20 protein-coding genes and 4 pseudogenes are annotated in these 20,182 nt (G+C 43.9%); 16 read left to right on the forward strand and 8 right to left on the reverse strand.

Annotation, left to right across the window (positions count from 1 at the left end; translation table 11 throughout):
• The first annotated feature begins 37 nt into the window (after positions 1-37).
• The 4 genes from AACL30_RS15640 to asmA all read left to right on the forward strand — a co-directional run bounded on the left by AACL30_RS15640 (position 38) and on the right by asmA (position 4,414).
• A complete protein-coding gene (locus AACL30_RS15640) occupies positions 38-517 on the forward strand; it encodes a lysis protein (protein ID WP_339057283.1) in 480 nt (159 codons plus the stop codon).
• A 238-nt stretch (positions 518-755) separates the two neighbouring features.
• The gene (gene apbC / locus AACL30_RS15645) at positions 756-1,868 is read left to right on the forward strand and encodes an iron-sulfur cluster carrier protein ApbC (RefSeq protein WP_339057284.1); all 1,113 of its coding nucleotides are present in this window, start codon (positions 756-758) and stop codon (positions 1,866-1,868) included.
• Positions 1,869-1,998: 130 nt separating this feature from the next.
• Entirely contained in the window at positions 1,999-2,586 is a 588-nt protein-coding gene (dcd, locus tag AACL30_RS15650; protein WP_176487951.1) for a dCTP deaminase, read from the forward strand.
• A gap of 58 nt (positions 2,587-2,644) precedes the next feature.
• A complete protein-coding gene (gene asmA / locus AACL30_RS15655; RefSeq protein ID WP_339057285.1) occupies positions 2,645-4,414 on the forward strand; it encodes an outer membrane assembly protein AsmA in 1,770 nt (589 codons plus the stop codon).
• Positions 4,415-4,558: 144 nt separating this feature from the next.
• Here the strand turns inward: asmA and AACL30_RS15660 are convergent, their stop codons facing one another.
• Positions 4,559-6,145, reverse strand: coding sequence for a TerC family protein (locus AACL30_RS15660; RefSeq protein ID WP_339057286.1), 1,587 nt, complete (start codon positions 6,143-6,145; stop codon positions 4,559-4,561).
• A gap of 324 nt (positions 6,146-6,469) precedes the next feature.
• Here AACL30_RS15660 and tyrP point away from each other — a divergent pair, with 324 nt between their 5' ends.
• The 3 genes and pseudogenes from tyrP to AACL30_RS15675 all read left to right on the forward strand — a co-directional run bounded on the left by tyrP (position 6,470) and on the right by AACL30_RS15675 (position 9,300).
• Complete coding sequence (gene tyrP / locus AACL30_RS15665) at positions 6,470-7,678, forward strand: tyrosine transporter TyrP (RefSeq protein ID WP_339057287.1); 1,209 nt, start codon at positions 6,470-6,472, stop codon at positions 7,676-7,678.
• Between the two features lie 173 nt (positions 7,679-7,851).
• Positions 7,852-8,292: a cysteine desulfurase sulfur acceptor subunit CsdE gene (gene csdE, locus AACL30_RS15670; RefSeq protein WP_339057288.1), complete on the forward strand. Its 441-nt coding sequence runs from the start codon at positions 7,852-7,854 to the stop codon at positions 8,290-8,292.
• Between the two features lie 75 nt (positions 8,293-8,367).
• Positions 8,368-9,300 (forward strand): annotated as a pseudogene (locus AACL30_RS15675) (IS5 family transposase).
• Positions 9,301-9,445: 145 nt separating this feature from the next.
• On the opposite strand, the pseudogene AACL30_RS15680 reads toward AACL30_RS15675, so the two are convergent.
• The 4 genes and pseudogenes from AACL30_RS15680 to AACL30_RS15695 form a co-directional block, all read right to left on the reverse strand.
• Positions 9,446-10,039: pseudogene (locus tag AACL30_RS15680) on the reverse strand (IS630 family transposase); the annotation flags it as partial.
• Between the two features lie 45 nt (positions 10,040-10,084).
• A protein-coding gene (locus tag AACL30_RS15685) for an IS3 family transposase (RefSeq protein ID WP_339057289.1) occupies positions 10,085-11,625 on the reverse strand; the annotation gives its coding sequence in 2 pieces (ribosomal slippage) (positions 10,085-11,151 and positions 11,151-11,625; 1,542 coding nt in all).
• A 238-nt stretch (positions 11,626-11,863) separates the two neighbouring features.
• A pseudogene (locus tag AACL30_RS15690) lies at positions 11,864-12,304 on the reverse strand (ATP-binding protein); the annotation flags it as partial.
• The gene (locus AACL30_RS15695; RefSeq protein ID WP_339057043.1) at positions 12,258-12,410 is read right to left on the reverse strand and encodes a hypothetical protein; all 153 of its coding nucleotides are present in this window, start codon (positions 12,408-12,410) and stop codon (positions 12,258-12,260) included. The gene AACL30_RS15695 and the pseudogene AACL30_RS15690, both read right to left, overlap by 47 nt.
• Between AACL30_RS15695 and istA the strand changes: the two genes are divergently transcribed.
• From istA to AACL30_RS15725, 6 genes and pseudogenes are all read left to right on the forward strand, one after another.
• Positions 12,409-13,587, forward strand: a complete 1,179-nt coding sequence (gene istA, locus AACL30_RS15700) for an IS21 family transposase (RefSeq protein ID WP_339056344.1) — start codon at positions 12,409-12,411, stop codon at positions 13,585-13,587. The two genes, AACL30_RS15695 and istA, sit on opposite strands and share 2 nt — an antisense overlap.
• Positions 13,584-14,381 (forward strand): IS21-like element helper ATPase IstB, encoded by a 798-nt coding sequence (gene istB, locus AACL30_RS15705; RefSeq protein WP_339058365.1) that lies wholly within the window; start codon positions 13,584-13,586, stop codon positions 14,379-14,381. The genes istA and istB overlap by 4 nt, the downstream gene beginning before the upstream one ends.
• Positions 14,382-14,435: 54 nt before the next feature.
• Positions 14,436-15,248: pseudogene (locus AACL30_RS15710) on the forward strand (phage tail sheath subtilisin-like domain-containing protein); the annotation flags it as partial.
• 12 nt (positions 15,249-15,260) lie between these two features.
• A complete protein-coding gene (locus AACL30_RS15715; RefSeq protein ID WP_339057290.1) occupies positions 15,261-15,776 on the forward strand; it encodes a phage major tail tube protein in 516 nt (171 codons plus the stop codon).
• Between the two features lie 352 nt (positions 15,777-16,128).
• Positions 16,129-16,497 carry an IS630 transposase-related protein gene (locus AACL30_RS15720; protein ID WP_339057934.1) on the forward strand — a complete coding sequence of 123 codons (369 nt, stop codon included), beginning with the start codon at positions 16,129-16,131 and terminating at the stop codon, positions 16,495-16,497.
• On the forward strand, positions 16,406-16,954 hold the full coding sequence (locus AACL30_RS15725; RefSeq protein WP_339057291.1) for an IS630 family transposase: 549 nt from the start codon (positions 16,406-16,408) through the stop codon (positions 16,952-16,954). The genes AACL30_RS15720 and AACL30_RS15725 overlap by 92 nt, the downstream gene beginning before the upstream one ends.
• Positions 16,955-17,127: 173 nt before the next feature.
• Here AACL30_RS15725 and AACL30_RS15730 read toward each other — a convergent pair whose 3' ends face one another.
• Genes AACL30_RS15730 through AACL30_RS15740 form a run of 3 tightly spaced genes read right to left on the reverse strand, consistent with a single transcriptional unit; the run spans position 17,128 to position 18,944 of the window.
• Positions 17,128-18,060, reverse strand: a complete 933-nt coding sequence (locus AACL30_RS15730; RefSeq protein WP_339057292.1) for an IS5 family transposase — start codon at positions 18,058-18,060, stop codon at positions 17,128-17,130.
• A 46-nt stretch (positions 18,061-18,106) separates the two neighbouring features.
• Complete coding sequence (locus AACL30_RS15735; protein ID WP_339057293.1) at positions 18,107-18,370, reverse strand: hypothetical protein; 264 nt, start codon at positions 18,368-18,370, stop codon at positions 18,107-18,109.
• Positions 18,354-18,944: an IS5 family transposase gene (locus tag AACL30_RS15740; RefSeq protein ID WP_339057294.1), complete on the reverse strand. Its 591-nt coding sequence runs from the start codon at positions 18,942-18,944 to the stop codon at positions 18,354-18,356. The genes AACL30_RS15735 and AACL30_RS15740 overlap by 17 nt, the downstream gene beginning before the upstream one ends.
• A gap of 333 nt (positions 18,945-19,277) precedes the next feature.
• Here AACL30_RS15740 and AACL30_RS15745 point away from each other — a divergent pair, with 333 nt between their 5' ends.
• The 3 genes from AACL30_RS15745 to AACL30_RS15755 are packed head-to-tail and all read left to right on the forward strand — an operon-like array spanning position 19,278 to position 20,141.
• Positions 19,278-19,484, forward strand: coding sequence for a type II toxin-antitoxin system VapB family antitoxin (locus AACL30_RS15745; RefSeq protein ID WP_006707089.1), 207 nt, complete (start codon positions 19,278-19,280; stop codon positions 19,482-19,484).
• Positions 19,481-19,846: a type II toxin-antitoxin system VapC family toxin gene (locus AACL30_RS15750; protein WP_339057295.1), complete on the forward strand. Its 366-nt coding sequence runs from the start codon at positions 19,481-19,483 to the stop codon at positions 19,844-19,846. The genes AACL30_RS15745 and AACL30_RS15750 overlap by 4 nt, the downstream gene beginning before the upstream one ends.
• A 55-nt stretch (positions 19,847-19,901) precedes the next feature.
• Positions 19,902-20,141 carry a BrnA antitoxin family protein gene (locus AACL30_RS15755; RefSeq protein WP_339057296.1) on the forward strand — a complete coding sequence of 80 codons (240 nt, stop codon included), beginning with the start codon at positions 19,902-19,904 and terminating at the stop codon, positions 20,139-20,141.
• The last annotated feature ends 41 nt before the right edge of the window (positions 20,142-20,182 follow it).

Here is a 20,182-nt window from a genome sequence, read left to right on the forward strand (position 1 = left end):
TTCGATAAATTACCTGTCAACAATAGGAGACAACGTTATGTATTTTCGATTAATGACCTTATTTATTATAATACTAACCGGTTTTTTATTTTATTATCAAGGAAGATGCCTTTATCAAGAAAAACATTATCAAAAAGAAATTGCTGAAAAAAATAATATTATTACAACGTTAAATGAGGATCTTCTTGCTACAACAAAAAATATTAAAAAAATGAAAGACCAACAACAAATCATTACTGCCACAGATAAAAAATATACAGAGGAATTAGCCCATGCAAAAGCTCATATTGAGCGCTTACGCTTCGCTCTTATTAATGGCGATAAGCGGTTGCGCCTCTCCGCCCGCTGTGATCTGTCCACAGCTCCCCGAGCCACCGAGATGGATGATGCTACCGCCCCCCGACTTTCTAACGCCGTTGAATGGAATTATTTCAGTCTCAGAGAACATATAGCGACGGCGACAATACAGATCGCCGGGTTACAGGATTACATCAATAACGTGTGTCTTGCCAAATAATCATTTTTATAAAAATATGACAGTGTTGGCGGTATTTTTTATAAATTATTATTTTAAATAAAGCTAAATTGACGTTGATTAATTGAATATATCACTAATATTATTAAGTTAATTAAAATTAAATCCCTTTAATAGACCGCTTTCGAAAAATATAAAAAATAATCGCTCTGCTCTGTTACCACAACAGAGTTCTGCTATGCTAGTGTCTATTTTTTTAGGCAAATTCGAGGAATACAGGATGAGCAAAAAATTCTGCGAACAGAGTACCCCTCACCTGCTACGAGCACAGGTTTCAACCATACTTAGTCATTTTACGCATCCAACATTGAAAAAAAATTTGCATGAACTGAATGCCATCGATTACCTCGTTTTACTCGATAATGTATTACATATTGAATTGACGATGCCTTTTGTATGGCACTCTGCTTTTAACTTATTGAAAGAGCAAACCACTGAGCAATTGCAATTAGCTACCGGGGCTACAGCTATTGACTGGCGACTTTCACATAATGTTGCAACGCTACGCAGAGTCAACAACCTACGAGGTATCACAGGGATCCGTAATATTCTGGCCGTTAGCTCTGGTAAAGGTGGTGTCGGCAAATCTAGTACTGCGATCAACTTAGCTTTAGCTTTACAAAAAGAAGGGGCAAAAGTAGGTATTTTGGATGCCGATATTTATGGCCCATCGGTGCCTAAAATGTTAGGCACTAGCGGTGAACGACCGATATCGCCAGATGGTAAGCACATGACCCCGGTAATGGCGCATGGGTTAGCAAGCAATTCTATTGGTTATCTAATGACGGATGAAAACGCGACGGTTTGGCGTGGGCCGATGGCCAGTAAAGCGCTAATGCAGATGCTGCAAGAGACCTTATGGCCTGATGTAGATTATCTGGTAATCGATATGCCGCCAGGTACCGGTGATATCCAATTAACCCTCGCGCAAAATATTCCGGTCACGGGGGTGTTAGTCGTTACCACGCCACAAGAGATCGCTTTGGTTGATGCCGTAAAAGGGATTATGATGTTTCAAAAAGTACAGATCCCAGTATTAGGTGTTATCGAAAATATGAGTGGACATGTTTGCCCTCATTGTGATCATTTAGAGCCTATTTTTGGCAGCGGTGGAGCAGAAAAATTAGTCCAAAAATATCAGTGTAAACTGCTGGGGCAGATACCCTTGGATAGTGCTTTACGTGAAGATTTAGATCAAGGCGAACCTACGGTCATCTCTCAGCCAATGAGTCACCTCAGCCAAATCTATCGTCAGTTAGCGGCTGATATCGCTGCAGAAATGTACTGGCAAGGCGAGGTGATCCCAACTGATATAGCGTGCCGTACTTTGTAAAGCCTATCCCCTTCGCTTTTGAAGTTACGGCGGCGTTGGCAGCGATCCTCATTCTCTGTCATGTACTAACTGAAGGACTATGGGTATAAAATCAACGTAATAATATTTTAATTTAAATAGGAATTTTTTAATGAGGCTTTGTGATCGTGATATAGAAGCTTGGCTGGATAAGGGGACATTGAGTATTACGCCCCGCCCGCCACAATCACGTATTAATGGTGCGACAGTTGATGTGTGTTTAGGTAATAAGTTTCGTGTTTTTCGCGCTCATACTGCCGCCTTTATCGATTTGAGTGGCCCTAAAGATGAAGTGAGCGCGGCGCTTGAGCGTGTCATGAGTGATGAAATTGTTTTATCAGAAGGTGAACCTTTCTTTTTGCATCCAGGTGAATTAGCACTGGCGGTGACTTTAGAATCAGTGTGCCTCCCCGATAACTTAGTCGGCTGGTTAGATGGCCGTTCATCGTTAGCCCGCTTGGGATTAATGGTGCATGTCACAGCGCATCGTATTGATCCGGGCTGGAACGGAAAAATCGTATTAGAATTCTACAATTCAGGTAAATTACCGCTGGTGCTCCGCCCTGGTATGCTTATTGGCGCACTGAGCTTTGAGCCACTTTCAGGCTCTGCCGCCCGTCCTTACCATAGTCGCCAAAATGCTAAATATCGCGATCAACAAGGTGCTGTGGCGAGTCGTATCGATGAGGATTCATTTTGATGGCTTATCATTAGAGCCTATTTTGTGTGGGATTTTTAGACAATGCAATGAGGATGTAATGAGAAAACTACTGACGATACTGATTATTTTGTTGACCATGTCAGTATCCTGTATGGCTACATTAGTGCTTTTGGTTAATCCCAATGATTTTCGAGCCGAAATGGTGAAACAAGTCAAAAAAAAAATGGGCTATCAACTCCATTTTGACGGAAATCTGCGTTGGCATGTGGGAGCGCAATTGAGCATTATTGCAGGTAGGATCACATTAACCTCCTTAGGTGCAGAAATACCGATGGTGAGCGCAGAGAATATACGACTGGATGTTAAATTATGGCCGTTGCTATTTCAGCGGCTAGAAATTAAAGAAGTCATGCTAAAAGCCGCGGTGATCAATTTAATTCCGGAGAGTAAAAGCAAAGAGACTACTGCTGCCAGCAATCATTTTGCTAATGCCGATTTTGGCTGGGAGCTTGATATCAGTCGAATAAAATTGGTTGATAGTTTATTAATTTGGCAACAAGTTAATAATGAACAAATCAATATCCGTAATCTGAACCTCGATTTGACAAAAAATAATCATCACGTCAAGGTGTTACTTTCTAGCCAAGTGAATCGTAATCAACGCGATCTGATTTTTTCTCTCGTCGCCGACCTTGATTTACAGCATTATCCACAGACAGTTAATGCTAATGTCAATCAATTGAGCTATCGGCTGGAAGGCGCTGATATTCCAGTAGCAGGAATTAGCGGAGAAGGGAGCATGCAAGCCAGTTACCAATCGGCTTCTCGAACTGTCATGTTGAAAGAAATCGATATTACCGCTAATGACAATATCTTTAAGGGGAATGCACAGGCCGAATTAGGCGATATTCCTCATTATTTAATTAATTTAACCGCGCAAAACATCAATCTTGATACCCTTCTAGAGAGCCAGTCATCTAAAAATCATCGGCAAGAAAAAGCCAAGCAGCCGGTAATGGCGCCCGTTATTGCGTTTCAAAAACAGTCTCATTTAAGACCATTGCGTGATTTTAATGCTCGTGTAACCTTAATGGCCAACAGGGTACTTTACCGGGGTATAACGATTAATAAATTCGAATTGGTAGCGGAAAATAAACAGGGTAAGTTGGTTGTCAATCGATTATTGGGTAATGCACTCAAGGGTAATTTTTCTCTGCCTTATACGATAGATGTTACTGGTAATAACATGAAGGTAGCTATCGAATCGAACCTAAATCAGATGGAGTTGGGGCCTTTATTCCAGGCTATAGGGCTGCCAAAATTGTTAACAGGTAAAGGTTCGATTCGGGGAAAATGGTCAGCAGAGGGGATTGGTGTTGACGCCCTCAATCAAAATTGGCAGGGTTATAGCCAATTTGTCATGGAAGATGCTCAGCTCCACGGCATCAATATACCGCAACTGATTCAACAAACTGTTGCAAATCGCATCAATGAAGTGCCGATGTCAGAGCATTATGTTGCTACGACCTCGATACGACAATTGCGAGCCGATTTCGCGTTACATCAAGGGATCTTGCACATCAATAATCTCAGTGGGGATTCAGCCTTACTTTCTCTTAAAGGGAATGGAGAGGTTAATTTACCGATGCAACAATGTGATATGAATTTAAACGTGCGACTGATACAAGCTTGGCCGGGCAAGGCAGATTTAATTAAAACATTACAGAACACAGATATACCGCTGCATATTTATGGTTCGTGGCAAAAATTACAATATCAATTAGATATTGAATCATTGTTGCAAGAGGGTCTAAAGCAAAAAGCCAAAAAAGCCTTTGATGATTGGATGAAAAAGAGTACTGAGTGAAGTCTTTTGTTAAAAATGGGCTCAAAATGCTCATTTACTGCCTTGTTTTGTACAAAAAAGGCACCCGCGTTTTTTCGCTTGTTTTTTCCTCAATTGAGCGCCGTTCAAGAAGATTTGGAATAGGCTCTTAGCGCCTGTTCCCATTTATGTGTCTTCATCTTTTTCGGTTGGCTTAAGTGGAGTGATTTTGACTTTATGAATGCGGTGACTACTGACCTCTAATGATTCGAATAAGTAATCGCCGATTTGTAATTTTTCACCTGCTTGCGGAATACGTTGAGTATATTCCATCAGTAAACCAGCCAAAGTGTGATATTCCCTTTTTTCGTCAATCGGCAAGGGAATATATGACACCAGATCTTCGAGTGGCATGTAGCCATTGGCAATCCAATATCCTTCTTCTGTTTGCTGAATATCATGGCGTGCGTCGGGGACTTCTCCGGCAACGGGTAGATTACCCGCGATGGTTTCCATGACATCGGTTAACGTTACTATCCCTTCGATGGTGCCAAATTCATCAACTACAAAGGCAAAATGGGTTTGCGCTTGGCGAAATTGTTCCAACGCCATTAATAGGGAAGCTTGTTCCGGAAAAATCAAGGGTTGCTGAATCAACGCGCGTATATCTAATGGTTTTTTTTCAAGCTGTTGTTTCAACAAATCCATAACATGAATGACACCTAAAGGCTCATCAGTTGAACTGTTTTCAGTTACCATAAGGCGAGTATGCATGTTTTTTGTTAATAATTGCGTCAATTTTTCGGGTGGATCGTTGAGATCCAAATATTCCACATCATGACGAGAGGTCATAATACTACTGACTGTACGCTGTGCTAGCCCCAGTACTCGTTCAATCATCCGCCTCTCTTGTTGATTAAAGACTTCCTGTCCTTCACGGGTATTGTCGGCAATTAGATTAGCGGTATGATTATCCAGTTCAGCTTCTTCATGTTTACCACTCAACATTCGCAGTACTGCAGCGGCGGTACGCTCCCGTAAAGGTCTTACGGTAGAGAGAAACCGCCGACGATTAAATCGGGCGAATTGATTAAGTGATTCGATAATGACCGAAAAGCCTATCGCAGCATACAGATACCCTTTCGGAATAACATAACCAAAAGCTTCTGCTATCAAACTAAAACCAATAGTTAATAAAAAACTTAAACACAGGATAACAATGGTTGGATGCGAATTGACAAAAGAAGTTAAAGGCTTGCTGGCTAATAACATGACAGCGATAGAAATAATAACCGCCGCCATCATTACGGTCAGATGATCGACCATCCCGATAGCAGTAATCACTGAATCTAGCGAAAAGATAGCATCAAGCACCACTATTTGCGCGACCACTGGCCAAAATTGTGCGTTTTTACGTTGATGATGATGTTGGTGGTCTTTACCCTCTAATCTGGCATTGAGCTCCATTGTGGCTTTAAAAAGCAAGAATAGCCCTCCTAGCAACATAAGAAGATCACGAGCGCTAAATTGATGGGTATAGAGGGTTATTAAGGGCGCTGTCAGGGTCGCTAACCAGGATATGCTAGATAATAATAATAATCTCATCAATAATGCGCAGAGTAGCCCGACGACTCTTGCCTTATCTCTTTGAGAAACAGGAAGTTTTTCTGCCAAAATAGCAATGAATATTAAATTATCGATACCCAATACAATTTCGAGCACCACCAGAGTTGCTAGCCCTGCCCAAATAGTCGGATCGGCGATCCATTCCATAGGTCAAATTTTACCTTTTTAGCTGTGGATTATAGCGCGTATAGGATCATGAGGGCTGAAGTAATAAAATTCAACTGGTAAGCGCTTCTTGGTCAACCTCTTGTGGTAAATTTTATTTGACCCGATTCATCCGTTCTTCTACTCTGTGGGGCTTGACAACCCGAATATAACGGATCTTTTATAAAGGGGTTGTCAAAATTACCCTCAAAATAAATTTTGAAATAAAAAGGGTTTGAACAGGTTTTTGATCCAGTATTAGCGAGCATAAAATAGCTTCTAATAAAAATTCTATATATGTTAAATAAAAAAAAAGTAGAGGGCAGAGTGAAGAATCGCACTTTGGGCAGTATTTTTATCGTGGCGGGAACCACTATTGGTGCGGGAATGCTGGCAATGCCGCTGGCAGCAGCTGGTGTCGGTTTTGGCGTGACATTAGCATTATTGATCATGCTGTGGTTATTGATGTGCTACACCGCTTTGCTGCTGGTGGAAGTGTACCAACACGCTCCGGTCGATAAAGGATTAGGCTCTTTAGCTAAGCATTATCTTGGTACTTATTGGCAGTGGTTCACCGGTTTTAGTATGTTATTTTTGATGTATTCGATTACCGCTGCTTATATTAGTGGGGCGGGTGAATTATTGGCGAAGAGCCTCAGTCAATGGACACAGCAACCCTTTTCTGCCGCTTATGCTAGCTTACTGTTTACTGTGGTGGCTGGTGGAGTGGTGTGTATTAGTACACATTCGGTTGATTTTTTTAATCGTATTTTATTTGGCATAAAAATTATTTTTTTAATTATTATGCTCGTATTAATTATGCCTTATGTTGAAAAAAATAATCTAATGACGATGCCCTTGGAGCAGGGATTAGTGGTTTCAGCAATCCCCATTATTTTTGCTTCATTTGGTTTCCATAGTAGCGTACCCAGTATTGTGAGTTATATGGGAGGAAATGTTCGTGCATTACGTTGGGTTTTTATTATTGGTAGTGCTATTCCATTAGTCATTTATATTTTTTGGCAACTTGCCATCTTAGGGGCGCTTCCTTCGCAGACTTTTATCGGTATTTTGGCGCAACAGGCTGGATTAAACGGTTTGCTTGAAGCGCTCTACAGGCTAATTGATTCCCCCGGTGTTCAATTATCGGTAAATTTGTTTGCTAATCTTGCGTTAGCCACGTCATTCCTTGGGGTGTCTCTTGGGCTGTTTGATTACTTGGCTGATTTGTTTAAGCGTGGCAATAGCTTAAGTGGCCGCTTACAAACGGGGCTAATGACTTTTCTTCCGCCATTAATGTTTGCCCTTTTTTACCCACGTGGCTTTATTATGGCGCTTGGTTTTGCTGCTGCGGCACTGGCAGTACTGGCATTATTACTGCCGTCATCGTTGGCTTGGAAAGTGCGTAAAATGCACCAAAATGATCAGCAAGTATGGGGAGGCTCTCCCGCATTGATATTAGTGTTTATTTGTGGTTTGGCGGTGATTGCTATTCAGATAGGTATTGTGATGGGTATTTTACCTGCAGTTGGTTGATACCTCTTTCGAAACCTACTGCGTTATGCGAATCCTGCGTTTCCCGGTGCGCGCAATCCTCACGTACTTATGGCAACGAGGTTGCTGTGCGCTCTGTACCTTGACTTCGCATAACGAACTACGGTTTCGAAAGAGGTCTATACCGTTCTATTTCAAATGAATGAGAAAACATCATGATAGCCCCACATCCCTTCGGCTACGACATCACGGCTGTTGATTTGGCCAATAGATTTAGTGTACATCGTCAATGGGAAGATCGTTATCGTCAACTTATTTTATTGGCTCAGCAGTTACCGCCATTATCAAGCGTACTAAAGCAACCCCAGATAGAATTATCAGGATGTGAAAATAGAGTCTGGTTGGGTTATCAGCGTTTAGATAACGGTAACCTGCATTTTTATGGTGACAGTGACGGACGTATTGTGCGTGGATTATTAACGGTATTATTGACAGCAATTGAAAATAAAACACCACAATATTTACGGCAGCAAGATCCATTAATTCTATTTAATCAATTAGGACTATACCAACAACTAAGTACTTCCCGCGTTAATGGTTTACAGAGGTTGAGCCAACGGGTTTTGACTATCGTTAGCTCTGGTATATTAAATTAGTATTTATGGAAACCCTGAAAAACCGCTAAAAGTAGTCTATTCTGTTAGCAATAATTTTTTTAGGTTAATAGTGAAATGAAAACGAAATCGACGAGACGAGGCGACTTTTAAGCGCAAATGAATAGGATAGTTCCCTGGGAAAAGATTCTGGCCAAACTCAGTCGTCATTATCCGAAGGCAAGCTCTAAAGGCGGCAGACCGGCGAAACCGTTAGAAGTGATGCTGCGGATTTATTTTTTACAGAATGGGTTTAATTATGCTGATTTATCGATGGAAGAAGCGTTATACGACATCCCCTTATTACGTCAATTTGCGGGGGTATGTGTCGATGCCATTCCCTCCGATCCCACTATCCTGCATTTTCGTCATTGGCTGGAAAAACATCATTTAAGCGAAGCGCTGTTTGAAGAAATTAATACGCATTTAGCTTCGCTTCAGCTATTTATCAAACGGGGTAGCATTGTCGATGCTACGATTATTGATGCACCCAGTTCAACTCAAAACCGGCAAAATACTCGTGAGCCAGACATGAAAGCCACCCGTAAAGGCAATCAGTGTTACTTTGGTATGAAAGCGCATATTGGTGTGGATGCACAGACGGGTCTGGTGCATTCCCTGGTAGGAACCTCGGCGAATGTAGCCGAGGTAACGCAAGTTCATCACCTTCTTCACGGCCAAGAAGAGGTTGTTCATGGTGATGCCGGTTATAAAGGCGTGATGCGACGCAGTGAACATCAACATCGTGCGGTCATCTGGCACATCCCCCGACGGAGGGTATTGGCCTTGCCCGGGCAGGAGCAGCAGGTATGGGAAAAACATCGGCATCAGCAAAGTCTCAACGCGAAAATCCGGGCTAAAGTAGAACCCCCCTTCCGTGTATTAAAATGCCAGTTCAACTTTAGAAAAGTGCGCTACAAGGGCTTGGCAAAAAATACCGCGCAGTTATTCAGCTTATTTGCTTTGACCAATCTCTTTCTCGCTAGAAAAATTTTGTTTTGTCGCCCCTAATTGACCTTTGATACTGAAAAATGTGTAGCTAGCATCTGTATACTCATTCAACTTGAAGGTCTGGATTAGATGGTTTGGAAATTATCGTTAATTCTGCCCCTGAGAAAGGGAGCAATTTTTGCCAATGTACTATCAAAAAATTCGGCTATAGCCGCCCGAAACTCTTTGGCTGAAGAGAAAAATGGTTGTTTCTGACACGCTCGTTCATGACCTTCCATAATCGCTCGATGGGATTAAGATTAGGGCTATAAGGGGGTAAATAATGGAGTACGATAGCCTTCTCTAATGCGGCGTCTTTGACTCGCTGACGGCAATGATAGCCAGAATTATCTAAAATAATGTGTATCTTTTGTGCATCAGGATAAGCCGTTTTGAGCTGCTCAAAAAAAGCGACGGTGGTTTCTGAATTCACCTGCTCAGGACGGGCACTGACAACCTTCATGGTGCTCAATTCAATGGCACCCATGACATTAACCCGTGTTTTTGCCCCTGTTTTGACCAGCGGCTTATCTTTGCCTTTCCTTATCCAACCGCAGACCACTTTGGTGGCCATCGTTGGATGGGCTGAATCCATAAAAACAATCGGTTCATTCTTAAGAGCACTCTCTAGCAAAGTGAAATAAGACGCGATAAACGCTTCTTGCTGAGCAACATCCACTTTAACCGGCGTCGCTTTGGGCTGCTTATAGCTAAAACAATGCGCTTTCAGCCATTTTGTCATGCCAGATACGGTGTAACAGACGCCAAACGGTGTTTGTCAATGTAGTTGTCGCTTGAAACTGTTTTATGCAGCACTTACTTCCGGATTCAGCATCACTTCATGAATAAAATTCCAGTTACGACAGCCTTTGCTCCAACGTTCGGGTTTTTTAGCTCGAGCTAATTCATAGATGGCTTTCCGTTTAGCTAATATTTCTTTATCTGCCTCCCTATGACGTTCATCTGGAGTAACGTACTTGATACCACTGTGTTTATGTTCAAGGTTGTACCCGTTCACAAACTGAGCTACCCAGGCTCTGGCATCATTGAGTAAAGTAAACCCCTCGGCTGGCCACTGGGGACAATATTTCACCGTTCGAAACAAGGATTCGGAATAAGGGTTATCATTGCTGACTCGTGGGCGAGAATATGAACTGATTCCCCCCAGATCGTACATTTTCGCCAACAGGGTATAACTACGCATGGGGCCACCATTATCTGAATGAAGAATGATTTTTTTGCCCGCGCATTTTTCTTTCCAGATGCATCGTTGCAGTAGCTCTGCAGCCTGTTCGCCGGATTCTTGTTCAAAAACGTCTGCCCCCACAATTTTCCGACTGAAAATGTCCATCATCATGTAGAGGTAAAGATGCCGACCTTTTATAGGTGTTGGCAAATAACTACTATCCCAGGACCATACCTGATTCGGTGCTGTCGTTTTTTGTGCGCCTGGACGTTTATAACTTCTCTCTCGATGTCTAGGTGTTAACAGTTTGTTCGCTTTGAGCACGCGATAAAACGTAGACTCAGAGGCGATATAAATTCCCCTATCAGCCAGCGTCGGAACGATGACATTCGGAGGGAAACTTGAAAACTCTGGTGAGTTACAGATTTCCATGATCCGCTGTCGTTCAGCATCAGACAATTTGTTGCTGGGGGCATTGCGAACGGCCGTTGACCGTTTGTCGGCCAGGGGAGCGTTGTGACAATTGTTGCGCCAGCGTTGCAGTGTTCTGACTGAAATCCCAATGACCTGGCAGGCTTGCGCCTTACGAGCCCCCTGTTTCATCGCATTCCTAAGCATATCAACTATATTAAGCCGCTCCGGGAGAGGTATTAGACGTCCTCGCTGTTGTCCCAGAGGGCATTGAACTTTTCCCTTAATACCAGTAGCGCTGCGGTTTCCGCCAGCGCCTTTTCTTTTCTGGTGAGTTCTTTTTCAAGTTCACGGATCTTTTGTCTGTATTCTTTGACGACTTTATCAACTTTATGATTATTCAAGGCTTTCGGCTCATGAGCCCGGAGCGAAGCCGTTCGCCATTCCTTTACCTGTTCAACAAACAATCCTTTGTGCCGACAGTATTCGGCCAGCTCAATTTCAGACATCACTGCGCTTTCAATGACCACCGCAAAACGCTGTTCGGGCGACCAACCTTCGTTATTCTTTAAAAACTGCTCATCTTCACATAACAGGCCATCACTCATTAACTCGTTTCTCCATCTTGAAACAACCGAAGGGCTCACGTCTAGCTTCTTCGCTATTTGCCGGTGAGACCAATTATACGGAGGTTGAAGCCAGAGCAACCCTTGTTGCTTGATATTGATAGGCACGGGGTTTGCCGGCATGGTGTTCTCCTTAATATTAACAGGCGACAACTATGCTGACACAGGGGGTTATTCAGTGATCTTCTTGATGATAATATGCACGTTACAAAGGCTTAGCTAAAAATACGGCGCAATTATTCAGCTTATTTGCTTTGACCAATCTCTTTCTCGCTAGAAAAATTTTGTTTTGTCGCCCCTAATTGTGTCAACGCTACTTTAGATTGACCACTTTTTGCTACTTTAAAATGTCCAGTTTTTGCTAATTTTCCTGTTGGGTTTCTATTCCAGGCGCCTGGATAATATCAGTCGTTTTTATAGGCAACATGCCTGCTTTGCGTTTATTTTTGAGTCGATAGCTTTCTCCTTTAATATTCAATGTGGTTGAATGATGTAAAAGCCTGTCTAAAATCGCAGTTGCTAAAATGTGATCACCGAATACGTCCCCCCAATCAGTAAAACTTTTATTTGATGTGAGAATGATGCTCGCCTTTTCATAACGACGGCTCAATAACCTGAAAAATAGGCTAGCTTCTTCGCGATTCATCGGTAAATACCCGATTTCATCCAGTATTAATACCCTGGCATAGCACAGTTGCTGAAGTTGGCGTTCCAGACGGTTTTCTTGCTTTGCCTTCATTAAGGTACAGCAGAGTCTATCCAGAGGCATAAACAATACCCGATGCCCAGCTGTAGCTGCCTTGTGTCAGCGCTAATGATAAAAGACCGTAAATTGCTAATTTAATTTGTCCACTCAAGCCAGAATGCAGTTTCCTTTGTGGTGACAAAGCCATGAGGGAAATAAGCATGCTAAGAAGAGAGGACCACTACATGATAAAACAACGCCATCAACAGGGGGCATTTATTGTTGATATTGCCCATCAGATAGGGTGTTCAGAAAAAACGGTGAGACGGCACATTAGCTATCCTGCGCCGCCAACAGCAAAACGCGGTAAAAAACAGGTTGCTAAACTCGAGCCCTTTAAAGACTACATCGATTCAAGGTTGAGTGAACAGGTTTGGAATGCGGCGGTTATTTTTGAGGAAATCCGTGAAAAAGGCTACCGGGGTGGGAGTGCGATGCTCCGACGTTATATACATCCCAAACGTCCGCTCAGGGCCTCGAAAAACACGGTACGCTTTGAAACCCTCCCCGGTTATCAACTTCAACACGATTGGGGAGAAATCATCGTTGAGGTGGCAGGCTCTGCCTGTACGGTTAATTTTGCCGTTAATACGCTCGGTTTTTCGCGTCGCTTTCATGTCTTTGCTGCCCCTAAGCAAGATGCTGAGCACACGTATGAATCGCTGGTTCGCAGCTTCAATTACTTCGGTGGCAGCGTAAAAAATGTCTTGGTAGATAACCAAAAAGCCGCTGTTATCAAACATGGACAAAATGGCCACATCGAGTTCAATGCGGGCTTCCTGCAACTGGCTAATCACTATGGGTTTAGCCCTCGCGCCTGTAAGCCTTATCGACCGCAAACGAAAGGCAAAACCGAACGGATGGTGGGCTATGTTAAACACAATTTTTTCACTCGCTACCGTCAGTTTGAGAGTTTCGCTCATGTTAATCAACTGCTAGCGATGTGGCTGGCGAAAGTGGCAGACCAGCGTCATCTTCGTCAATTCAAGCAGACACCGGAAAATCGTTTTGCTGAGGAAAAAATAGCCTTGATGCCACTCCCTGCGACTGATTTCGATACCAGCTACTTCGACCTACGACAAGTGGCATGGGACAGCTATATCGATGTCAGAGGTAATCGCTATAGCGTGCCTTCATTCTGGTGTGGTCGTGCGGTTAATATTCGTATCGGTTTAGATAATACGCTACGTATTTACGGCGATGAGCAACTGCTCGCGACGCATCTCTTGCAGGAGGTAACGCAGGGCTGGCAAAAGGTGCCAGAACATCATCAAGCCCTTTGGCAACAGGTCAATCGAGTAGCGTCTCGTTCGCTCAGTGTGTATGAGGAGCTACTCTGATGGAAATGGAAAACTTGTTGATACGGTTAAAAATGGATTACCTGGGCGATGCGTTGGAGAGTTTATGTGAAGAAGCCACCAAGAAAGCACTGAACTACCGTGAATTTCTCCAGCAGGCATTAGCCCAGGAATGGAACGGGCGTCACCAAAAAGGCTTGGAATCGCGGTTAAAACAAGCACGTTTGCCGTGGATAAAAACCTTGGAGCAATTTGACTTTACTTTCCAACCAAGTATAGACAGGAAAATTATCCGCGAGCTGGCGGGGCTGAGGTTTGTCGAACATCATGAAAACGTCATTTTGTTAGGCCCACCTGGGGTAGGGAAAACGCATTTGGCGATAGCGCTGGCTGTCAAGGCAGCTACAGCTGGGCATCGGGTATTGTTTATGCCTCTGGATAGACTCTGCTGTACCTTAATGAAGGCAAAGCAAGAAAACCGTCTGGAACGCCAACTTCAGCAACTGTGCTATGCCAGGGTATTAATACTGGATGAAATCGGGTATTTACCGATGAATCGCGAAGAAGCTAGCCTATTTTTCAGGTTATTGAGCCGTCGTTATGAAAAGGCGAGCATCATTCTCACATCAAATAAAAGTTTTACTGATTGGGGGGACGTATTCGGTGATCACATTTTAGCAACTGCGATTTTAGACAGGCTTTTACATCATTCAACCACATTGAATATTAAAGGAGAAAGCTATCGACTCAAAAATAAACGCAAAGCAGGCATGTTGCCTATAAAAACGACTGATATTATCCAGGCGCCTGGAATAGAAACCCAACAGGAAAATTAGCAAAAACTGGACATTTTAAAGTAGCAAAAAGTGGTCAATCTAAAGTAGCGTTGACAAGGTCAATGTGGCGTCAAACCGCGTATTCTCGGGGTGCCGGGTCATGATAATCACGCGGTGGCAACGGAATTGCTGTCGATTGCCGACTCGCTGGGGGCATTCGCTTATATCAGTGCCTATGGCTGCAAAACGAGCGATGAGGCACTAGACTACCGCAAAAATTTTAATCAACGTGAAGCCATGTTGATTTGGCCGGATTTTCTTAGCTGGGATACGGTGACCAAGAAAGAAAACACCGCCTGGGCAACCGCGCGGGCGCTCGGTCTACGCGCTAAAATTGACCAACAGACCGGCTGGCACAAAACCCTCTCCAACGTCGGTGTTAACGGGGTTACCGGCATTTCCGCCGATGTCTATTGGGATCTGCAAAACCCCGCTACCGAGGCCAATATAGTGAACCGGCATGGCGTTACCACGCTGATCCGCCAAGACGGCTACCGCTTTTGGGGCTCGCGTACCTGCTCCGATGATCCGCTGTTTCAGTTTGAAAACTACACCCGCACCGCGCAAGTGCTGGCCGATACCTTAGCGAACGCTCATCTGTGGGCGATGGGCAAACCGATCCACCCCTCCTTAATCAAGGATGTGGTCGAAGGCATCAGCGCCACCTTTCGGGCGCTAAAATCGGCGGGGTATCTTATCGACGGCCACTGCTGGTTTGATGACAGCATCAATGACAAAGATGCCCTCAAAGCAGGCAGACTGGTGATTGATTACGATTACACGCCGGTGCCGCCGTTAGAAAATCTAACATTGCGGCAACGTATTACTGATCGTTATCTTATCAACTTGGCACAACAGGGCGCGTAAGGAGAAAAGAGCATGGCATTACCACGCAAACTTAAATATTTTAACCTGTTTAACGACGGCGATAATTACCAAGGTGTCGTCGAATCCATTACCTTACCCAAACTGGTACGCCAACTGGAAGCCTATCGCGGGGGCGGCATGAACGGCAGCGCCAAAATTGATCTCGGTCTGGAAGAAGGCGCGATAGACATGGAATGGACGCTGGGCGGTGTCGAAGCCCAAGTGTATCGACAATGGGGCTGTGCCAAAATTGACGGCGTGCAACTGCGCTTCTCAGGCTCTCTGCAACGCGATGATACCGGGGACATCACTCAGATTGAAGTGGTGACACGCGGGCGTCATCAGGAAATTGACAGTGGCGATTACAAACAGGGCGACAACTCCCAAACCAAAATTGCATCCAAAAATACTTATTACAAATTAACCCTTAATCACAAGGTAATCATCGAAATTGACACCCTCAATATGATTGAAATCGTGGAGGGCGTCGACGTGCTCAAAGAACATCGACGTGCCATTGGATTATGATCGCTTATTTTACTCGGTCTCACCAGGCCAATGCCGTCTTACCCTAGCATTACAGTGTCATTTGCGAACCTGATCGCATTTTTCTCTCTTACTGGAATAAAACATGAGCAAATCGATAGCGAAATCACCGAACGAGGTTATGTAATGGTCTAATGTTTCCGGACACTTTTGAAGAGCTGTAATAAACTGCAAATCAGAGGTGTATAAAATGAAAAGTAAAAAGAAGCCATCGACATTTACGCTGGAGTTTAAACAAGACGCAGCAAAGTTAGTCCTGGAAAAAGCGTATACGTGCAAACAAGCGTCAGAGAGTTTATGGCATAGGTGGTATAAATTGATGTATAATACTGAGATGACCTATCCATTAAAATTTCGCCAACATGTCTTGGCTATTAAAACGCAAGAAAAGCTCACTTATGCCCAAACAGCGACACGTTTTTGTGTGGGGACAGCGAGCCTGATGCGCTGGGCTAAACGCATAGAACCTTGCCTGACTCGAGATAAACCCGCTACCAAAATAAACCAAGCGGCGTTAATCCTTGACGTAGAAACCTATCCTGACGCGTCTCAATACGAACGCGCTCAACGTATGGGGGTTAGTGCTCGAGGTATCTGCGATGCGTTAAAACGTGCCGGGTTTAGCTATAAAAAAAACATTTTATCATCCCAAAATCGACGTCCAAGCGCGAAAAGATTTCCAAAACAAGCTCCAGGCCTATGAAGCCTGTGATACCCCGATAGTTTACGTGGATGAAAGCGGTTTTGCCCATGATATGCCACGTCTTTATGGTGATTCAATGAAAGGTAAGCGCTGTTACGGCCAACACGATTGGCATGCCAAAGCACGTACTAACGTTATTGGTGCCCAGCTTAACGGAAAATTAACCCCCGTTTGTACCTTCGATTGCCATATCAACAGCGATATTTTTCATGCCTGGGTCATGCAAGACTTACTACCAAAATCTCCCCAAGGGGCTGTCATCGTAATGGATAATGTCAGCTTCCATAAACGTCAAGACACCCAGGCTGCTATACAGAAAGCCGGCTTTATTCTCGAATATCTTCCTACTTATTCTCCTGATATGAACCCCATTGAGCATAAATGGGCTCAAGCAAAAGCCCTTCGCAGAAAGCGCCAATGTGATATCCATACCTTGTTTTCTGCACCTTTATTTTAAATCAATTTATACCGCTTATGCCATAAGGAAGCCCTGAAAAACCGATAATGAATGCTATATTTTGAGCTAATAGCGTTAATTCTTAAAGTCATGTAATAAAAAAGGAAAGGAATGCACTCTTTTTTTACGGTATAGAGACGGCGGATACACTTTTTTTCAGTATCAATGGAAAATCAGGGGTTACAGAGCAGGATTTTTCTAGCGAGAAAGAGATTGGTCAAAGCAAATAAGCTGAATAACTGCGCGGTATTTTTTGCCAAGCCCTTGTAGCGCACTTTTCTAAAGTTGAACTGACATTTTAACACCCGAAAGGGATGTTCAACCTTAGCCCGGATTTTCGCAATAAGACTTTGCCGATGCCGATGTTTCTCCCATACCTGCTGCTCCTGCCCGGGCAAGGCCAATACCCTCCGTCGGGGGATGTGCCAGATGACCGCACGATGTTGATGTTCACTGCGTCGCATCACGCCTTTATAACCGGCATCACCATGGACAACCTCTTCTTGGCCGTGAAGAAGGTGATGAACTTGCGTTACCTCGGCTACATTCGCCGAGGTTCCTACCAGGGAATGCACCAGACCCGTCTGTGCATCCACACCAATATGCGCTTTCATACCAAAGTAACACTGATTGCCTTTACGGGTGGCTTTCATTTCAGGATCGCGGCCATTTTGCCGGTTTTTAGTTGAACTGGGTGCATGAATGATCGTAGCATCAACAATACTACCCCGTTTGATAAACAGCCCACACGAAGCTAAATGCGCATTGACCTCTTCAAACAATGATTCGCTTAAATGATGTTTTTCCAGCCAGTGTCGAAAATGCAGAATGGTGGGATCGGAGGGAATCGCATCGACGGAGACACCGGTAAATTGACGTAGTAAGGGGATGTCATATAACGCTTCTTCCATCGATAAATCAGCGTAATTAAACCCATTTTGTAAAAAATAAATCCGCAGCATCACCTCTAAAGGTTTTGCCGGTCTTCCCCCTTTGGCTGTTGGCTTAGGATAATTGATACTGAGTTTAGACAGAATTTTTTCCCAGGGAACTATCCTATTCATCTGCGCTAAAAAGTCGCCTCGTCTCGTCGATTTCGTTTTCATTTCACTATTAACCTAAAAAAATTATTAATGACAGAATAGACTACTTTTAGCGGTTTTTCAGGGCTTCCATATGGAAACCCTGAAAAACCGAAATGAATGCAATATTTTGAGCTAAGCCTTTGTAACGCACTTTTCTAAAGTTGAACTGGCATTTTAATACACGGAAGGGGTGTTCTACTTTAGCCCGGATTTTCGCGTTGAGACTTTGCTGATGCCGATGTTTTTCCCATACCTGCTGCTCCTGCCCGGGCAAGGCCAATACCCTCCGTCGGAGGATGTGCCAGGTGACCACGCTAACCGGCATCACCATGAACAACCTCTTCTTGGCCGTGAAGAAGGTGATGAACTTGCGTCACATCGGCTACATTCGCCGAGGTTCCCACCAGGGAATGCACCAGCCCCGTCTGTGCATCCACGCCAATATGCGCTTTCATGCCAAAGTAGCACTGATTGCCTTTACGGGTGGCTTTCATGTCTGGCTCACGAGTATTTTGCCGGTTTTGAGTTGAACTGGGTGCATCAATAATCGTAGCATCGACAATGCTACCCCGTTTGATAAATAGCTGAAGCGAAGCTAAATGCGTATTAACTTCTTCAAACAGCGCTTCGCTTAAATGATGTTTTTCCAGCCAATGACGAAAATGCAGGATAGTGGGATCGGAGGGAATGGCATCGACACATACCCCCGCAAATTGACGTAATAAGGGGATGTCGTATAACGCTTCTTCCATCGATAAATCAGCATAATTAAACCCATTCTGTAAAAAATAAATCCGCAGCATCACTTCTAACGGTTTCGCCGGTCTGCCGCCTTTAGAGCTTGCCTTCGGATAATGACGACTGAGTTTGGCCAGAATCTTTTCCCAGGGAACTATCCTATTCATTTGCGCTTAAAAGCCGGCTCGTCTCGTCGATTTCGTTTTCATTTCACTATTCACCTAAAAAAATTATTGCTAACAGAATAGACTACTTTTAGCGGTTTTTCAGGGTTTCCATATAGTGCAGGCCGCCTTTAATCGCGCGCCATTCCAGCCCCACAACAAAGACTTTGTTGTAGGTGACGAGATGTATTGGTTTTTTCTGGTCAAACATAGATGGCTCTTTTTGTGGCTGACATGTAAAAGGCTAAAAAAACATCTGTATGATAAACAATGATTAACTTGCAAAGATGTCTAAAAAGATGTATTTTTGCATCATGTTTAAAGCGGAGGTTTTTTATGCGAACTACGGTCACTATTGATGATACCCTCTACGAAAAAGCACTGGATATGGCCAACCCCGGCATGGATAAATCTGATTTATTCCGAGAGGCCATTAAAACATTTGTGCGGGTGCAAGCCGCTAAACGCCTCGCTGCTTTGGGCGGCACTACACCTGAAATAAAAGCTGTTCCTCGGCGTCGCGAAAAGCCCGTGGCACAATGAGTGTGCTCATTGATACTTCGGTATGGGTCGATCACTTTAAAAACCGCAACGAAACGCTAGTTAAATTGCTTGAGGCAGATTTGGCACTAACTCACCCCATGGTTATGCTTGAACTAGCCTGTGGAACACCGCCGGCACCACGAACCCAAACGCTTAACAAAATTGGCCTTTTGCAACACGTTAATCAAGCAACCTTGGACGAGGTAATGGATTTCATCCAGCGTGAAGAGCTGTATGGGCTTGGCTGTGGGTTAGTTGATATGGTGCTACTCGCTTCTACGCTAATGACACCCGGAACAAGCTTATTGACCTTAGATAAACGCCTCGAAAATTTAGCAAAGCGTTTCAAGGTAGCCTATTAGCTCCAGCCGCATTAACGTCTTTTCTAACTACGACAAAAAAGAGAAGGAGTTAAATATGAAAAGTCACCCATCCTTGATTGATGAACAAGGTGAGGTGCGTGAACTGACCGAAAAAGATTTCGCTGTCATGCAGCCCGCCAAAGAAGTATTGCCGACTTCTCTTTTGAAAACGCTGCGCATTCGAGGTCGTCAAAAAGCCCCCACCAAAACAAAAATTACTATTCGTCTTTCACCCGAGGTAATAGGGCTCCATTGGACTGTGAACCGCGTTATTACACCTATTGCCCATTTTTAAACGAATCCTTACTGTGCCCCTATAACCCCAAACCGCACCGA

The sequence above is a fragment of the Candidatus Regiella endosymbiont of Tuberolachnus salignus genome (assembly GCF_964020115.1).
In the GTDB taxonomy this organism is placed as follows: Bacteria; Pseudomonadota; Gammaproteobacteria; order Enterobacterales; family Enterobacteriaceae; genus Regiella; species Regiella insecticola.

Excerpts from the sequence above, each read along its gene's own strand:
- AACL30_RS15640 (WP_339057283.1), top strand. The coding sequence starts at position 38 with ATGTATTTTCGATTAATGACCTTATTTATTATAATACTAACCGGTTTT.
- apbC (WP_339057284.1), top strand. The coding sequence starts at position 756 with ATGAGCAAAAAATTCTGCGAACAGAGTACCCCTCACCTGCTACGAGCA.
- dcd (WP_176487951.1), top strand. The coding sequence starts at position 1,999 with ATGAGGCTTTGTGATCGTGATATAGAAGCTTGGCTGGATAAGGGGACA.
- asmA (WP_339057285.1), top strand. The coding sequence starts at position 2,645 with ATGAGAAAACTACTGACGATACTGATTATTTTGTTGACCATGTCAGTA.
- AACL30_RS15660 (WP_339057286.1), bottom strand. The coding sequence starts at position 6,145 with ATGGAATGGATCGCCGATCCGACTATTTGGGCAGGGCTAGCAACTCTG.
- csdE (WP_339057288.1), top strand. The coding sequence starts at position 7,852 with ATGATAGCCCCACATCCCTTCGGCTACGACATCACGGCTGTTGATTTG.
- istA (WP_339056344.1), top strand. The coding sequence starts at position 12,409 with ATGCTAAGAAGAGAGGACCACTACATGATAAAACAACGCCATCAACAG.
- AACL30_RS15695 (WP_339057043.1), bottom strand. The coding sequence starts at position 12,410 with ATGCTTATTTCCCTCATGGCTTTGTCACCACAAAGGAAACTGCATTCT.
- AACL30_RS15715 (WP_339057290.1), top strand. The coding sequence starts at position 15,261 with ATGGCATTACCACGCAAACTTAAATATTTTAACCTGTTTAACGACGGC.
- AACL30_RS15720 (WP_339057934.1), top strand. The coding sequence starts at position 16,129 with ATGACCTATCCATTAAAATTTCGCCAACATGTCTTGGCTATTAAAACG.
- AACL30_RS15730 (WP_339057292.1), bottom strand. The coding sequence starts at position 18,060 with ATGAAAACGAAATCGACGAGACGAGGCGACTTTTTAGCGCAGATGAAT.
- AACL30_RS15735 (WP_339057293.1), bottom strand. The coding sequence starts at position 18,370 with ATGGTGATGCCGGTTAGCGTGGTCACCTGGCACATCCTCCGACGGAGG.
- AACL30_RS15740 (WP_339057294.1), bottom strand. The coding sequence starts at position 18,944 with ATGAATAGGATAGTTCCCTGGGAAAAGATTCTGGCCAAACTCAGTCGT.
- AACL30_RS15745 (WP_006707089.1), top strand. The coding sequence starts at position 19,278 with ATGCGAACTACGGTCACTATTGATGATACCCTCTACGAAAAAGCACTG.
- AACL30_RS15750 (WP_339057295.1), top strand. The coding sequence starts at position 19,481 with ATGAGTGTGCTCATTGATACTTCGGTATGGGTCGATCACTTTAAAAAC.
- AACL30_RS15755 (WP_339057296.1), top strand. The coding sequence starts at position 19,902 with ATGAAAAGTCACCCATCCTTGATTGATGAACAAGGTGAGGTGCGTGAA.